Below are 14,953 nucleotides of genomic sequence, written 5' to 3'. Positions count from 1 at the left end.
CTATGCCAGCTGACTACGCAACTGCCGTGCTGCCGCCACCATATTCACCAACGCCGCTTCAGTCTCCGGCCACGCCCGGGTTTTCAATCCGCAATCGGGGTTCACCCACAAGCGCTCGGCCGGAATCCGCTTCACGGCTTTGCTCATCAGCTTGACCATCTCGCCCGTGTCCGGCACCCGTGGCGAGTGGATGTCGTAGACCCCCGGCCCAATGTCATTCGGGTAGTCGAACGCTTCAAAGGCCTCCAGCAATTCCATGTCCGAGCGCGAGGTTTCGATGGTGATGACGTCGGCGTCCATGGCCGCGATGGACTCGATCACGTCGTTGAATTCGCTGTAGCACATGTGGGTGTGGATCTGGGTTTCGTCACGCACACCGCTGGCGCTCAAGCGGAACGCTTCCACCGCCCAGTCCAGATACTCCTGCCATTGCGCCCGGCGCAGTGGCAAGCCTTCACGGAACGCGGCTTCGTCAATCTGGACGATTTTGATGCCCGCGTTTTCGAGGTCGACCACTTCGTCACGCAGGGCCAGCGCCAATTGTTGCGCCTGGATTTTGCGCGACACGTCTTCGCGCGGGAACGACCACATCAACATGGTCACGGGCCCCGTAAGCATGCCTTTCATGACCTTGTCGGTCAGGCCCTGTGCATACGTGATCCAGTCGACGGTCATCGCCTTCGGGCGGCTGAGGTCGCCGTAGATAATCGCCGGTTTCACGCAGCGCGAACCGTAGCTCTGCACCCAGCCGAAACGGGTGAACAGGTAGCCGTCCAACTGCTCGGCGAAGTATTCGACCATGTCATTGCGTTCGGCTTCACCGTGCACCAGCACGTCCAGTCCCAGGCGCTCCTGTATTTGCACGGCGTGGCGGATTTCGCTGTGCATGGCGTCGGTGTAATCGTTGGCCGACAGCTTGCCTTGCTTGAACGCCTGACGCGCCAGACGGATTGAACCGGTCTGCGGAAATGAACCGATGGTGGTGGTCGGGAACGCTGGCAGTTTCAAGCGTGCACGCTGCTGCTCGATGCGCTGGGCAAACGGCGAATGACGTTGGCTGTCCGTTGCGCCGATGGCGGCAATACGCGCCTGCACATCGGCTTTATGGATACGCGGCGACTCGGCGCGGTTGACCTGAATCGCCCGACTTTCGGCCAGTGCGGCTTGCACTTTTGGCGATTGCCGGTCGTTCAAGGCGTCGCGCAACACGGCGATTTCGCCACACTTCTGCACGGCAAAGGCCAGCCAGCTTTTCAGTTCCGGGTCGAGTTTGTCTTCACGTTCCAGGTCCACCGGGCTGTGCAGCAGCGAACAGGAACTGCTGACCCACAGGTTGTCGCCAAAACGTTCTTGGGCCGGTTGCAGTTGCGCCAATACTTGCTCCAGTTCACAGCGCCAAACGTTGCGACCATTGACCAAACCGACCGAGAGAATCTTGTAGGTCGGCAGCCGATCCAGCACCTGGCCGAGTTGATCCGGCGCACGCACCGCGTCGATGTGCAGGCCTTGCACCGGTAGGCCAACGGCCAGGCCGAGGTTGTCTTCCAGACCGCTGAAGTAGGTCGCCACCAGTTTTTTCAGCGGCGAATATTGAAGGATGTGATAGGCCCGTTCGAAGGCGTTTTTCCAGGCTTGCGGCAGGTCGAGGGTCAGGATCGGTTCGTCGATCTGCACCCATTCCACGCCTTGAGCGGCGAGGCGCGTGAGGATCTCGTTGTACACCGGCAGCAGGCGTTCCAGCAGGTCGAGTTTGTCGAAGTCGTTGCCTTTGGCTTTGCCCAGCCACAGGTAAGTCAGCGGGCCGATGATCACCGGTTTGACGTTATGGCCGAGAGCCTTGGCCTCGTCGACTTCGTCGAAAAGCTGTTCCCAGCTCAGTTTGAACGGTTGGTCTGCGGTGAATTCCGGGACCAGGTAGTGGTAGTTGGTGTCGAACCACTTGGTCAGTTCCTGGGCGTATTGCGCTTTGCCGTGTTCGCCGCCGCAGCAGGTCGCGGTAGCGCCTCGGGCCATGGCAAACAGCGTGTCGAGGGTCGGCAGGCCGTTGGCATTTTTGGCGCTGTCGAAACGCTCGGGGATCACGCCGAACGTCAGGGAATGGGTCAGCACCTGGTCGTACCAGGCGAAGTCACCGACCGGCAGCAGGTCGATGCCGGCGTCTTTCTGCAATTGCCAGCGGGTGGCACGCAATTGGCGGCCGACACGGTTCAGCGCGTCCTGATCGAGGTCGCCCTTCCAATAGGCTTCGAGGGCTTTTTTCAGTTCGCGGTCCGCGCCGATGCGTGGGAAACCAAGTGTGTGGGCCAGCGCCATGATGAGTTCTCTCTATAAAAGATGCTGTAAAACATGGCGCTATTGTCGACAGCCAACCCATCATGAGACAAACTCAACCTTTTCGTGTTGATCACAAGTTTTCCTCATGGAGACCTCCGGTGCTTGAAATCCGCCACCTCAAGACCCTGCACGCCTTGCGCGAAGCCGACAGCCTGGTCGATGCCGCCGACCGGCTGCACCTGACGCAATCGGCCCTGTCCCACCAGTTCAAGGAACTGGAGGAGCGCATGGGCATGCCGCTGTTCGTGCGCAAGACCAAACCGGTGCGCTTCACCAGTGCCGGTTTGCGTCTGCTGCAACTGGCCGACGCCACCCTGCCGCTGCTGCGCGGCGCCGAGCGCGATATCGCGCGGTTGGCGGGCGGTACGGCCGGACGCTTGCACATGGCGATCGAGTGCCACAGTTGCTTCCAGTGGCTGATGCCGACCATCGACCAGTTCCGCGATGCCTGGCCGGAAGTCGAACTCGACCTGGCCTCCGGTTTTTCCTTTGCGCCACTGCCGGCGCTGGCCCGTGGCGATCTGGATCTGGTGGTGACCTCTGATCCGCTGGAAATCGCCGGGATCACCTACGTGCCGCTGTTCACCTATGAAGCCATGCTGGCGGTGGCCAACCAGCACCGGTTGGCGAGCAAGGCGTACATCGTGCCGGAAGACTTGCTCACGGAAACCTTGATCACCTACCCGGTGGAACGTGATCGGCTAGACATCTTCACCCGCTTCCTGGAACCGGCCGATATCGAACCGGCGCAGGTTCGCACCTCGGAGCTGACGGTGATGATGATGCAACTGGTGGCCAGCGGTCGCGGCGTGTGCGGCATGCCGCATTGGGCGCTGCATGAATACAGCTCGCGGGGTTACGTGAAGGCCAAGCGGCTGGGCGAGAAAGGTTTGTTTGCGACGCTGTACGCGGGGATTCGCGCAGACATGCTGGATGCGCCGTATATGCGCGATTTCTTGCTGACGGCGAAAGACACGTCGTTCTCGACACTGGATGGCGTCAGCGCAGTCCGCTAGGAACACAGTCCCCTGTAGGAGCGGCGGTGCGGCGATCCTACAGGGGATAGCGGTGGGTTTAGATTTCTCGCCACATATGGATTTTGTCGAAGTAGTCTTCGCCCACCCGCACCGCCAGTGGTTCCAGGCCGAACTGAATGAAGCCGCAGCGCTGGTACAGGTTGAATGCTGCCTCGTTGCCGGCAGTAACAGTCAGTTGAATGACCTTCAGCGCCGGATGATTGCGCGCCTCGGCCAACACCGCTTGCACCAACTCATGCCCCAACCCGCGCTGGCGAACCGTGCCCGACACGTACAGGCCAAACAGCCTCGCCTTGTGCCGGGCCTTTTCTCGCGGTTCAAATGCCAACCCGACAATGCCCGCCAGCCGGCCTTCTTCAAACGCCCCAAACACCGCATCCAGCTTGCTGGTCAGGCGCTTTTCCCACCAACTCAGCGGCATTGCAGCGCGTTCTCGCACACTTGAAGTAAAAGCCTGCGGATGCAAGTCGTAGGCTTCGAGCATCAATTCCCGGTAAGCCAGGGCATGACTGGCATCGAGCCGTTCAATCCACATGTTCACACCATCCTGCGTTGCTCAAGCATCAGCCGCACCGCCAGTGCCGCCAACACAAAACTCATGAAATAACGCTGCACCGCCAGCCAGGCCGGGTTGTTGACGAACCACGAGGCGATGCCCGCCGCGAACAACGCGATCAGCAGATTGACGCAGAAGCTGACACTGATCTGCGTCAGGCCAAGGATGAGGCTTTGGCTGAATACCGAGCCGTGTTCAGGGTTGATGAACTGCGGAAACACCGACAGGTAAAACACCGCAATCTTGGGGTTCAACGCACTGGTGAGAAACCCCATGGTGATCAGTTTGCGCGACGAGTCCGGCGGCAACTGCTGCGCCTCGAACGGTGAACGCGCACCGGGCTTGACCGCCTGCCAGGCCAGCCACACCAGGTACAACGCCCCGGCCCATTTCAAGACTTCATAGGCCATCGGCACCGCCAGGAACACTGCGGTCAAACCGGCAGCGGCGGCGAACAAATGGACAAAGAACCCCGCGACCACGCCCAGCAATGACGTCACGCCGGCCTTGCGCCCCTGACAGATTGAACGGGAGATCAGGTAGATCATGTTCGGCCCCGGCGTCAGCACCATCAGCAACGCGGCGGCGGCGAAAATCAGCAGGTCTTGAAGCGGAATCATGGGCAATCCTTCGTCCGGTAATGATTAGGCAGGTTCGGTCAGCGATGCTCGATAAAACGGCAGGATCAGGTCCCGTGTCAATGGCGCCAGCGTAACATCGCCATCGGTGACCGGGTCGATCCAGATCACTTCTTCGATCTCCGCCGCCGGGGTAACGTCGGCATCGATAGTCAGCAAAAACAGTTCGGCGTGTACGACAAATCCCGGCTCGTTGGCGGCCGGTGCCGAGAATTGCCCGAGGTAGCTGGCGTGCGCAGGATCGATGATCAGACCCAGCTCTTCTTCCAGCTCTCGGGCCAGCGCGTGTACCGGTTGTTCATGGGCTTCGATCTTGCCGCCCGGCTGCATGAAGGCTTGAGTGCCGCGCTTGCGCACCAGCAATGTGCGGCCGTCGGGACCGATCAACAGGGCGGCGGCGATGCGGATGAGGCGTGGCGAATCAGCGGATGGATGAGTCATGGATCGGAATGGGCCTTGGGTGAAAGCTGCAAGGATCCCATGCTCGCTGGGTGCTCGTCATCCGACGAACACTACAAGTTCTGACACTCGAATCGCTTGAACAAGAGGATCTATCCACGCACTAGCTCGGAAATTTCCCACGCGGGGTTTTGGTAGCGTGTTCGGCAGCTATTCAGCCGTCATTCGCCTACCTCGCCTCGCAAGGAACATGTTGCATGTCCGATATCTCGACGCTCAAAAAACAGAACAATCTCAAGACGTTTCATCTCATTCTGTTAACGGTGGTGACGATGGGATTGTATTCAAATATCTGGATGTATAAGACCGCCGCGGCGGTTGAGGTCGTCACTCGTATCAAGACCATGACCACAACGTTCCTGATTGTGTATCTGGGCATGTGCGGTATCGGCGGGCTGTTCAGCCTCATTCCTCATTTGGCGTTTATATTTTTGGGTATCTTGCTAACTGTAGTTGCCTGGTTTGTCTCTGTTGCATGGTGCTTTCGCGTACGTCGAGCGCTCAGGGCTTACGCCTTGACTGAACACAACTTCGAATTACGCATGAATCGTGTCTACTCCGTACTGTTCACCTTTTACCACGTCAACTACTGCATTAACGCCCTCCCTCGGGACAAGCAAAAACACCAAGAAAAAAAGCCACCGACATCCCACTCCGTTCAAGCCTGAAACAAAAAAGGGCAGGTAACCGTGAAATCCGCCACCAAGCCGATGAACGGGAACACCAGGAGCAACACCAGTTCACGCGGGACTTTTTTCTCGCCGCCGATCCAGTAGTGAAAGATCATCGACAGGTTGACCAGGCTGAAGGCGAGGAACGCGCCGAAGCGTTCGTGCAAGGTGCCGAAAAACGATTTCGGCGGCACGCCGTCGCGGCCCATGGCGAACAGCAGACGCGAACCGCTGGGGTAACCCGATAGGGGTAGAGGCATGACACTTTCGCGGGACGACATCGCTTGGCACCGCTCGGTCGGGCAACTGATCGACGCCCTGGACAAGCCAAATTTCTGGACGCAGCTGGTGCGCCTGCTGGATCAGTATGTGACCTTCGACAGCTGGTGGCCCTGCTTTTCAGCGCCGACCAGCACCCGCAAGTGTTCGCCGAATGCCCGGGCGAGGACGGCAGCCCGGATCAGCTGTTTCAGGACTACCTGCGCGGTTTGTATCTGTTGGACCCGTTCTACATCGCGTGCTGCGAGCAATCACGCACCGGCCTCTATCGCCTGTCGGAAGTGGCGCCGGAACACTTCGAGCTGACCGAGTATTACCAGCGCTACTTTCGTCTGGATGTGGTCGCCGATGAAATCCAGTTCAATTGCCAGCTCGAAGGCGACCGCACGCTCTGCCTGTCGCTGGGCAGCAAGCAGCGGTTCAGTGGCCAGCAGATTGCCTTGTTGTCGCTGATCCAGCCGTGGGTGCTGGGCCTCTTGCGCCAACGCCTGCCCTATGAAATCAACGAAGTCGTGGCCCTGGCGCCATCGCCACCGCAGCCTGACTGGCGCGTGCAGTTGGAAGCATCGGTGCAACAACTCAAAGGCGCGCAACTGACCGCCCGGGAACTGGACGTCGGGCAATTGATGCTCAGCGGTTGCTCCAGCAAAGAAATCGCCCGTAAGCTGGAAATCTCCGTGGAAAACGTGAAAGTCCATAAGAAACACATGTACAGCAAGCTGGGGATCAAATCCCAGTCCGAGCTGTTTTCGATTTTTCTGCAGGCGCAGAATGCCTGACTACAACGCGGATTGCTTTTTACTGTGGGAGTGAGCCTGCTCGCGATGGCGGTCTTTCATTCAGCATTGATGTCGACTGAACAACCGCAATCGCGAGCAGGCTCACTCCCACAGGGATCTCTGTGTCCATGCACCTGCTGTGTTGAAATTATTGAGTCCGAACCCAAGGAAACCGTATGAGCCTGTCACTCCTGAGCCGCTACGCCTTCTTTGCCGCTTGCGTGATCTTCACCCTCGCCAGCCTGCCCTTTGTGCAATACGACTGGCTCTGGCCGATCACTGCCGTCACGGGCGTGCTCAGCCTGATCGGCCTGTTCGATCTGCTGCAAAGCCCGCACGCGGTGCGCCGCAACTACCCGATCCTGGGCAATATTCGTTATCTGGTGGAAGGCATTCGCCCGGAAATCCGCCAGTACCTGCTCGAATCCGACAGCGACGCCCTGCCCTTCTCTCGGGCCCAGCGTTCGCTTGTCTATTCGCGCGCCAAAAACGAAAGCGCCGACAAACCCTTCGGCACGTTGATCGATGTGTATCAGTCGGGCTTCGAGTTCATCGGCCACTCGATGCGTCCGGCGCCGTTGAGTGATCCGAGCGCGTTCCGCGTGATGGTCGGCGGCCCGCAATGTACCCAGCCGTACTCGGCGTCGGTGTTCAACATATCGGCCATGAGTTTCGGCTCGCTCAGCGCCAACGCGATTCGCGCCTTGAACCAGGGCGCCAAGCTCGGCAACTTTGCCCATGACACCGGTGAAGGCAGCATCAGCGCTTACCATCGGGAAAACGGCGGCGACCTGACCTGGGAACTCGGCAGCGGTTACTTTGGCTGCCGTACCGCTGACGGCCAATTCGACCCGGAACGTTTCGCCGCCCAGGCACAAACGCCGCAAGTTCGCATGATCGAAATCAAGATGTCCCAAGGTGCTAAACCCGGCCATGGCGGGATTCTGCCCAAGCACAAAGTCACCAAGGAAATCGCTGAAACCCGCGGCATCATGATGGGCGAAGACTGCATCTCGCCGTCGCGGCACAGCGCGTTTTCCACGCCAATCGAACTGATGCATTTCATCCAGCAACTGCGTGAACTGTCCGGCGGCAAACCGGTGGGCTTCAAGTTCTGCCTTGGCCACCCGTGGGAATTCATGGGCATCGCCAAGGCCATGCTGGAAACCGGCATCCTCCCGGACTTCATCGTCGTCGACGGCAAGGAAGGCGGCACCGGAGCCGCGCCAGTGGAGTTCACCGACCACATCGGCGTGCCGATGCGCGAAGGTTTGTTGTTCGTGCACAACACGCTGGTCGGCTTGAACCTGCGGGACAAAATCAAACTCGGCGCCAGCGGCAAGATCGTCAGCGCCTTCGACATCGCCAGCGTCCTGGCCATCGGTGCCGACTGGGCCAACTCGGCGCGCGGCTTCATGTTCGCTATCGGCTGCATCCAGTCGCAAAGCTGCCACACCAACAAATGCCCTACCGGTGTGGCGACTCAGGACACCTTGCGTCAACGCGCGCTGGTGGTACCGGACAAGGCCCAGCGGGTGTTCAACTTTCATCGCAATACGCTTAAAGCCCTGGCCGAAATGCTCGCGGCGGCGGGCCTCGACCACCCTTCACAGCTGTCGGCCAAACACTTGGTGCGGCGCATGTCGGCGACCGAGATCAAGCTGTTCTCGCAGTTGCATGTGTTCCTGAAACCGGGGGAGTTGCTTACCGGGGAAGTAAATGGGGAGTTTTACTCGCGGATGTGGCAGATGGCTCGGGCGGACAGTTTTGAGCCTAACGAGGGAGTTGCTGCGTAAATAACGGCTGAAAAACGATTTCATGGGGAGTTGGAGCGCCGTCCAGGACGAACAAGCGGGCCTCGCTTTCTCCTCCCCTGAGCGTTAGAACATGTATCCAGTCGTTTGGAAATAAACGGCTGTGTTCAGGATCGGATTGACCCGTTACCCACCAGACCCTTCTCGCCTTCGGCTTCATGGCCGAAAAATCCATGAATGCGGTGCCCTCTACTCGCCCGGGGACTAACGCACAACCACCAAAACCGTAGGTGTCGCAGGGCACGCCGGTCGATTTCACAACGTACATCTTCGGCTGGATGCCCGTTGTATTGTAGTACATGAACGGCAAGTACCAAAATAATCCTTCGACCACGATTTCGTCATCCGGGCGAGCCTCGCGAGCGATCCTTGCCGCTAGCACGTCCAGCTTGCCCTCGCGGCGAAAAGCAGCACCGCTAATCTCATCAGATTGTTCATAAACAGCCATCACCCCATACGTTTGTACGGCGACAACAAGAAGAAAAGCCGATGGGGCTAAAATTCTATCTCGCCACTCCCAACCATCCAGCGCGACAGCAATGATAATTGGCAGTCCGACAGCAGCAAACAATAGATACCGATGGATGAAAATGGGGAAGATTTGCGACAGCAGAAAAACAGTTAATACCGGTACGAAAAAGTAACTCACCAGCAGCGCGCTGTAGTGCTGTTTACTCCGGTCTTTCGACACAACAAATATTGCGAAAGCAACGATCAACACCGTCGGCACCAAACGCCAACCTAAAGACGCCGGCTCATCACTCATTACCATGAATGACCAAACGACTGTCAGGGCGACTTCCCATGTAAGGGGCGGTATCCAATCGAGCCCATTTCTTTGCAGCAGTTGATCAATGAAATGGGGTAACCACGGCAGGTACAAAAAGAGAATGGCAGCATTGGCCCCTATCCATGCACGAACGGATAAACCACGCGATAGCCACCAAAAAAACCAATGCACCAATACACACAGTGCGGAGAAATAATGCGTATAGAAAGCGGCCGTCATCAGCAGCACATAAATGACCGCAAAACGCTTTTGCTGCGGTGAATTGACCCAACACACCAACGCCACCGTAGCGCCCATCAGCCAAAAACCAATCAGGGTATACATCCTGATTTCCTGACTGTAGCGAACCGATATCGGCAGCAACGCAAACAACAAAGCCGCCATCCAGGTCGCCCTTCGCGTCGACACCAGACTCATCAGCTTGATGCACAGCAACAACGTACCGACGTCAGCCAGGGCACTCAGCGATCGAGCAGCCAGGACGCCATTACCGAACATCAGCATCCAGTAATGCAGCAACACGTAGTAAAGCGGTGGATGAACGTCCCGAGCCGTGGTGGACCAGATATCCGCGGGCGACCGCTCGGCGAGCAGCAGGCTATAGGCTTCGTCGTACCAGACGGCCGGCGTGGTGATGGCGTGAAATCTCACGAATAACGCGATCGCCACCACCACAAACAGCGCCGCCACCTCCCCGGAGCAGCGCGAAACCTTCACGCCTCACGCTCGCTGAACAAGAAAAATCGCGAAAAGAAGAACCCGCAGACCAGACTCAACAGCGAGAACGACGCGACGGTCACCAAACCGTGGAGTTTCCAGACGTCGGCATAGTGTCCGAACACAAAACTCAGCACGCCCATGACACCGACATACCCCAAATATCTAAGGACCGATTCTTTGGCGTCGAATGTGTACAGCGCGTGCACATAAAAGGAGAACGTCGCCGCTACACAGAACGCCGAAACGTTGCTGGCGGCCTGACTCCATTCAGCGGCGGTGGTGAGGATGTAAAACAGCTGCCAATGAATCAGCGTATTGGCCACGCCAACAACCGCATAGGTGGAGAATTCTTTCCATAAGGCTTTCATGTCCGTGCTCTTGCCTGTTGCTGCTTCAGGTGGGTTTCAACCTAAAGTCAGGGCAGGTGCGCGTCTACTGTCATAAATAACAGGTAGAGCGGCATTTCAGATCAAAGGTCATGCCTGTTCACCATTGCAACACTTTCACCGGGACGGGTTCTTTCATGACGATAAAGCCGTAATCCCCCAGCAGATAAATGCGATAAAACTGGCTGTCCACCAGCGGCGGATACCCCTGATAACCCACTCGTGTCGCGTTGCGCCGCTCCTTTTCCCGGACCACATTGGTGATGCCGGTTTTCGGCAGATTTTCCGCGAGCATGTAGTAGTCGGTGTTCAGCAAATAGTGCAAAACCGGCATCTGCTTGAACGACCCTGCGGCGGCAACTAACCAGTGATCCGAGTAAGTCACCGACAAGTAAATGCGCTTGGCATCGCGCAATGCGGGGCGCGAGGCGATGTCGGCACTCAAGGCATACAGCGCGTTGGTCGCGAAGGTTTTTTGCAGGGTCAGCACGCGCCCGTAAGCGAAGGACAGCGAGAGCATCGCCAACAGCGGGATGAGCAACAGCAACGGCAGTTTTCCGTGCAACGATGCCAGAGCCCGATGACTGAGATAGAACAGCAACACCAGCACGACACCAAAGCCCATCAAGGTTCGGGCGCCTTCATTGAAGTCACGAAAAAACAGTGAAGCACCGGGCACCAGGAACACCAGGACCGGCAGAATCAACAAACACGCCAACCCCATCAGCGTTTTGTGCAGCCTCCTGTCCTGCCGCGCCAGCAAGCCCTGCCCCACGCGTGCCCCCCCGACGATGGCGCACAGCAATAGCGCGGCGAACACCCAGGTAAAGCCACCATGAAACAGCAGCACGACTTTTTCCAGCACCCGGCCTGCATTGATTTCAACTTGCAGCAGTGGTGCTGCCGCTCCGTTCAACATCGCGGTGCGGTTTTGACTCATGTAAGCAAAGGCCGTGGCGCCGTAGATCAAGCCTGCCAACACCACCTGCGCGACTTTCCAGCCAAGCAGTCGGCACCACGCGGGCCACGATAACTTGTCGTTTGCCCCCCGCAGCAGCTCCAGGCAACAGAGCCCGAAAAACACATTGATGCTGACCTGATAAAGACCGATGGCCAACGCAATCAACAGCGCCGGAACGATCAGTTGCTGAACGCGCGAGGGGCCTTTGAACGTGATCGCGTAAATCACCGCTACCACACTCAGCGCCATGGTCGGCCCGTCATATTGGTACGACAGGTTTTGCAGGAAAAACGGGTTGTACCAAAGCGGCAGAACGACCAGGCAATGAGCAATCGTCGCTTCGGGAAAGTAGTGGAACGTCAGGCGGGTCAGGGCTGCGCTCATGGCCAGCGTGGCAATCAATAGCGGCAACGGGAAGATATTGGGCGCGGCACCGCTGAAGGTCAGCAGGTTGTAGAACCATTGTGCGAACAGGCGGCCCTCCTCCGACCAGCCCATGCCAGCGGCCAGGGAACGCCAGTTGTCATCGATGTAAGGGTAATCCGCGAGGATCAACGGCAGGACATAGAGTGACGTCGCAAGAACAAACAGCAACCAGACCTGACGGCCTCCACGTTCTTTGTCGAGCCAATCGCAGATGCTCATGTCGGCGCCTCAAGGGATTTCGCCCACAACCAATACAACTTTGAATCCGACGCTAGTCAGAGATCGCAAAGCTGCCGGGCTTTTAGACCGGCGGTTGCCCTTCGGAAATGCGCTGAGACATCCCGTAATACCCACACTTTGCAATTGCCGGCTAATCCCTGCACCCTGCGCGCCGCCGATGTGCCGCGCGCGACTTAATTGTGGCACCGGCCGCCCCCATTTCAACACCGTTCAAGAGCCCGCAGCCATGACGACTGAACGCGATCACCGAATCGACTTTTTCCGTGGCCTGGCACTGATCTTCATTTTCTGGGATCACGTGCCCCATAACCCCTTGGGTCAAATTACCCTGCGTAACTTCGGCTTCAGCGATGCAGCAGAGGTCTTTGTGTTTCTGGCGGGCTACGCGGCGGTCCTGGCCTACGGCAAAGTCCTTGCGCGCGACGGTTATCTGATTGCCTGTGTGAAAATCCTGCGCCGCGCCTGGGTGCTGTATGTGGTGCATATTTTCTTGCTGGCGATGCTGATGGGCATCGTGTTTTTCGCCAACAGCCATGTGGAAACCCGCGATCTGGTCGAGGAAATGGGCCTGCGCCACTTCATCACCAACCCGCAGCAAGCGTTAACTGATGAGTTGTTGTTGCGCTTCAAACCGAACCTGATGGATCCATTGCCTTTGTACATCGTGTTGCTCGCCGGTTTGCCGCTGGTACTGCCGATGCTGGTGCGCAAGGCTTGGGCGGTGGTGGCGGTGTCGTTGACTGTCTACCTGCTGGCGCCGGTATTTGGCTGGAACCTGGCCGCGATCAAGGACGGCGTGTGGTACTTCAACCCCGTTACCTGGCAACTGCTGTTTGTGCTCGGCGGCGCCGCTGCGATTCACAGGCAAAGGCCACGGTTGGCCGAGGCTCGTCCACTGCTGCGCCAGCCGTTGTTTGTCTGTGCGGCGATTTACGTGGTGGCTGCCGGGCTGATTACCGTCTCCTGGCGCTGGCCGCAGATACATGACGCGCTGATGCCAACCCTTCTGAATAACTTGCTGTACCCGATCAGCAAGACCGATCTGTCGCCGGTGCGCCTGCTGCACTTTCTGGCCCTGGCGTACGTCACGGCGAAACTGTTGCCGGACACCGGCTGGACGCAAAACTGGATGGCCCGGCAATGCTCGCGCATGGGGCGCTATTCGCTGGAAATATTCTGCCTCGGCGTGTTGCTGGCGCCGTTGGCGGATATGATCAACGCCCTGACCGGCGATGCATTTGCCATGCAAATCTTTACCGCGCTGGTCGGGGCCGGGTTGATGGGGTTGTTGGGGGTCTGGCTGGAGTTCAATAAACACTTGAATCGCTCACCGCACATCGCTGTCGCTTAAAACCAAAAAGCCCCGGTCATCTCGACCGGGGCTTTTTGCATTTCAAGCCTTACACTTTACGACGCCGAACGTACCGCACCTTGCGACACTTGGGTCGGTTGCAGCTTGAACACATAGAACAACACCGTCAGCAGCACCAGGAACGCAGGCCCCACATACAGCGCCACACGGGTGTCCGGGAAGTACGCCATCAGGCCGACCACCAACACCAGGAACGCCAGCGCCAGGTACGAGCTGACCGGGTACAGCCACATTTTGTATTTGAGGCCGGCACGCTCGCTGGCGCTCAGGCCTTTGCGGAATTTGAGCTGGGCCAGCAGGATCATCACCCAAGTCCAGATCGCACCGAAGGTGGCAATGGCGGTGACCCAGACGAAGACTTTTTCAGGCACCAGATAGTTGAGCAACACGCCCAACAGCAGCGCCCCCATCGACAGCAGCAAGGCGCGACGCGGCACGCCATTGCTTGACGTCTTGGCGAAACCGGCCGGGGCCTGGCCATTCTGCGCCAGGCTGTAGAGCATGCGCCCGGTGCTGAAAATGCCGCCATTGCAGGACGACAGCGCGGCAGTGATCACCACAAAGTTGATGATGCCAGCGGCGGTTTTGATGCCCAGACGCTCAAAAGTCATCACAAACGGACTGCCCTGGGTGCCAATTTCGTTCCATGGGTAGATCGACAGGATCACGAACAGCGCGCCGACGTAGAACAGCAGAATCCGCCAGAACACCGAGCCGATGGCATCCGGGATGGTCTTCTGCGGATTTTTTGCTTCACCGGCGGTCAGGCCGATCATCTCGACGCCGAGGTAGGCGAACATGACCATTTGTAGGGACATCAACACGCCCTGCACGCCATTGGGCATGAAGCCACCGTGGGTCCACAGATTGGAAATCCCCAGCGCCACGCCATCGTTGCCAAAGCCGAACGCGATCACGCCGATGCCACCGATGACCATCGCAACGATGGTGACAATCTTGATCAGAGCGAACCAGAACTCGAATTCACCGAAGGCTTTTACGTTGATCAGGTTGATGGTGCCCATGCTGATCAACGCCGACAGCGCCCAGATCCAGCGCGGCACATCAGGGAACCAGACGCCCATGTACACCGCCACCGCGGTAATTTCCGCGACGCAGGTCACCAGCCACAGGAACCAATAGTTCCAACCGGTGAGAAAGCCCGCCAAAGGGCCGAGGTAGTCTTGGGCATAACGGCTGAACGAGCCGGCGACCGGGTTGTGCACGGCCATTTCGCCGAGAGCGCGCATGATCACCAGGATCGCCAGACCGCCGATGATGTACGACAGCATGATGGCCGGGCCGGCCATTTCGATGGCCTTGGCCGATCCGAGAAACAAACCGACACCGATACAGGCACCGAGCGCCATCAAGCGAATATGCCGTTCGCCGAGTTCGCGTTTAAGCGGGCCGCCTTGAGCGGTCTCGCCGTGGGGCAGGTGATTGCCGACTGGCATAGGGGACATCCTCGTCTTGTTATTGGATATGACC

At 58.3% G+C, this 14,953-nt stretch carries 12 protein-coding genes and 2 pseudogenes; 5 read left to right on the top strand and 9 right to left on the bottom strand.

All coding sequences use genetic code 11. The features are described from left to right. Positions 1 to 2,313 carry a 5-methyltetrahydropteroyltriglutamate--homocysteine S-methyltransferase gene (gene metE, locus AC1DWM_RS17485; RefSeq protein WP_477795763.1) on the bottom strand — a complete coding sequence of 771 codons (2,313 nt, stop codon included), beginning with the start codon at positions 2,311 to 2,313 and terminating at the stop codon, positions 1 to 3. Positions 2,314 to 2,432: 119 nt separating this feature from the next. Between metE and metR the strand changes: the two genes are divergently transcribed. Then, positions 2,433 to 3,350 (top strand): transcriptional regulator MetR, encoded by a 918-nt coding sequence (gene metR / locus AC1DWM_RS17480; RefSeq protein ID WP_084323017.1) that lies wholly within the window; start codon positions 2,433 to 2,435, stop codon positions 3,348 to 3,350. A gap of 58 nt (positions 3,351 to 3,408) precedes the next feature. Here metR and AC1DWM_RS17475 read toward each other — a convergent pair whose 3' ends face one another. Genes AC1DWM_RS17475 through AC1DWM_RS17465 form a run of 3 tightly spaced genes read right to left on the bottom strand, consistent with a single transcriptional unit; the run spans position 3,409 to position 5,006 of the window. Further along, on the bottom strand, positions 3,409 to 3,906 hold the full coding sequence (locus tag AC1DWM_RS17475) for a GNAT family N-acetyltransferase (RefSeq protein WP_223512113.1): 498 nt from the start codon (positions 3,904 to 3,906) through the stop codon (positions 3,409 to 3,411). A 2-nt stretch (positions 3,907 to 3,908) separates the two neighbouring features. Then, positions 3,909 to 4,547, bottom strand: coding sequence for a LysE family translocator (locus AC1DWM_RS17470; RefSeq protein WP_223512114.1), 639 nt, complete (start codon positions 4,545 to 4,547; stop codon positions 3,909 to 3,911). A 24-nt stretch (positions 4,548 to 4,571) separates the two neighbouring features. Beyond that, positions 4,572 to 5,006 (bottom strand): NUDIX hydrolase, encoded by a 435-nt coding sequence (locus AC1DWM_RS17465; protein WP_223512115.1) that lies wholly within the window; start codon positions 5,004 to 5,006, stop codon positions 4,572 to 4,574. 215 nt (positions 5,007 to 5,221) lie between these two features. On the opposite strand from AC1DWM_RS17465, the gene AC1DWM_RS17460 reads away from it, so the two are divergent. Further along, the gene (locus AC1DWM_RS17460) at positions 5,222 to 5,692 is read left to right on the top strand and encodes a DUF4234 domain-containing protein (protein ID WP_223512117.1); all 471 of its coding nucleotides are present in this window, start codon (positions 5,222 to 5,224) and stop codon (positions 5,690 to 5,692) included. Between the two features lie 26 nt (positions 5,693 to 5,718). Here the strand turns inward: AC1DWM_RS17460 and AC1DWM_RS17455 are convergent. Then, a pseudogene (locus tag AC1DWM_RS17455) lies at positions 5,719 to 5,943 on the bottom strand (amino acid permease); the annotation flags it as partial. A 10-nt stretch (positions 5,944 to 5,953) separates the two neighbouring features. Here AC1DWM_RS17455 and AC1DWM_RS17450 point away from each other — a divergent pair. Both AC1DWM_RS17450 and AC1DWM_RS17445 read left to right on the top strand, forming a co-directional pair. Then, positions 5,954 to 6,753, top strand: a pseudogene (locus AC1DWM_RS17450) (helix-turn-helix transcriptional regulator). A gap of 176 nt (positions 6,754 to 6,929) precedes the next feature. Then, a complete protein-coding gene (locus AC1DWM_RS17445; RefSeq protein ID WP_223512118.1) occupies positions 6,930 to 8,549 on the top strand; it encodes an FMN-binding glutamate synthase family protein in 1,620 nt (539 codons plus the stop codon). On the opposite strand, the gene AC1DWM_RS17440 is transcribed toward AC1DWM_RS17445, so the two are convergent. From AC1DWM_RS17440 to AC1DWM_RS17430, 3 genes are all read right to left on the bottom strand, one after another. Continuing rightward, positions 8,527 to 10,074: a glycosyltransferase family 39 protein gene (locus tag AC1DWM_RS17440; RefSeq protein WP_477795762.1), complete on the bottom strand. Its 1,548-nt coding sequence runs from the start codon at positions 10,072 to 10,074 to the stop codon at positions 8,527 to 8,529. The genes AC1DWM_RS17445 and AC1DWM_RS17440 overlap by 23 nt on opposite strands. Beyond that, complete coding sequence (locus AC1DWM_RS17435) at positions 10,071 to 10,445, bottom strand: GtrA family protein (RefSeq protein ID WP_223512120.1); 375 nt, start codon at positions 10,443 to 10,445, stop codon at positions 10,071 to 10,073. The genes AC1DWM_RS17440 and AC1DWM_RS17435 overlap by 4 nt, the downstream gene beginning before the upstream one ends. Before the next feature lie 118 nt (positions 10,446 to 10,563). Then, a complete protein-coding gene (locus AC1DWM_RS17430) occupies positions 10,564 to 12,069 on the bottom strand; it encodes a glucosyltransferase domain-containing protein (RefSeq protein WP_477795761.1) in 1,506 nt (501 codons plus the stop codon). A gap of 247 nt (positions 12,070 to 12,316) precedes the next feature. Here AC1DWM_RS17430 and AC1DWM_RS17425 point away from each other — a divergent pair, with 247 nt between their 5' ends. Beyond that, a complete protein-coding gene (locus tag AC1DWM_RS17425; RefSeq protein WP_223512122.1) occupies positions 12,317 to 13,441 on the top strand; it encodes an OpgC family protein in 1,125 nt (374 codons plus the stop codon). Positions 13,442 to 13,497: 56 nt separating this feature from the next. Here AC1DWM_RS17425 and AC1DWM_RS17420 read toward each other — a convergent pair whose 3' ends face one another. Further along, positions 13,498 to 14,919 (bottom strand): amino acid permease, encoded by a 1,422-nt coding sequence (locus tag AC1DWM_RS17420; RefSeq protein WP_223512123.1) that lies wholly within the window; start codon positions 14,917 to 14,919, stop codon positions 13,498 to 13,500. Positions 14,920 to 14,953 lie beyond the last annotated feature (34 nt).

The sequence above is a fragment of the Pseudomonas sp. P4_C8 genome (genome assembly GCF_056401975.1).
Note: the sequence above shows the minus strand (reverse complement) of the source record. Positions and strands in the feature narration are given on the sequence as shown.

Excerpts from the sequence above, each read along its gene's own strand:
- AC1DWM_RS17475 (WP_223512113.1), bottom strand. The coding sequence starts at position 3,906 with ATGTGGATTGAACGGCTCGATGCCAGTCATGCCCTGGCTTACCGGGAA.
- AC1DWM_RS17435 (WP_223512120.1), bottom strand. The coding sequence starts at position 10,445 with ATGAAAGCCTTATGGAAAGAATTCTCCACCTATGCGGTTGTTGGCGTG.
- AC1DWM_RS17420 (WP_223512123.1), bottom strand. The coding sequence starts at position 14,919 with ATGCCAGTCGGCAATCACCTGCCCCACGGCGAGACCGCTCAAGGCGGC.
- AC1DWM_RS17460 (WP_223512117.1), top strand. The coding sequence starts at position 5,222 with ATGTCCGATATCTCGACGCTCAAAAAACAGAACAATCTCAAGACGTTT.
- metE (WP_477795763.1), bottom strand. The coding sequence starts at position 2,313 with ATGGCGCTGGCCCACACACTTGGTTTCCCACGCATCGGCGCGGACCGC.
- AC1DWM_RS17430 (WP_477795761.1), bottom strand. The coding sequence starts at position 12,069 with ATGAGCATCTGCGATTGGCTCGACAAAGAACGTGGAGGCCGTCAGGTC.
- AC1DWM_RS17470 (WP_223512114.1), bottom strand. The coding sequence starts at position 4,547 with ATGATTCCGCTTCAAGACCTGCTGATTTTCGCCGCCGCCGCGTTGCTG.
- AC1DWM_RS17465 (WP_223512115.1), bottom strand. The coding sequence starts at position 5,006 with ATGACTCATCCATCCGCTGATTCGCCACGCCTCATCCGCATCGCCGCC.
- AC1DWM_RS17445 (WP_223512118.1), top strand. The coding sequence starts at position 6,930 with ATGAGCCTGTCACTCCTGAGCCGCTACGCCTTCTTTGCCGCTTGCGTG.
- AC1DWM_RS17425 (WP_223512122.1), top strand. The coding sequence starts at position 12,317 with ATGACGACTGAACGCGATCACCGAATCGACTTTTTCCGTGGCCTGGCA.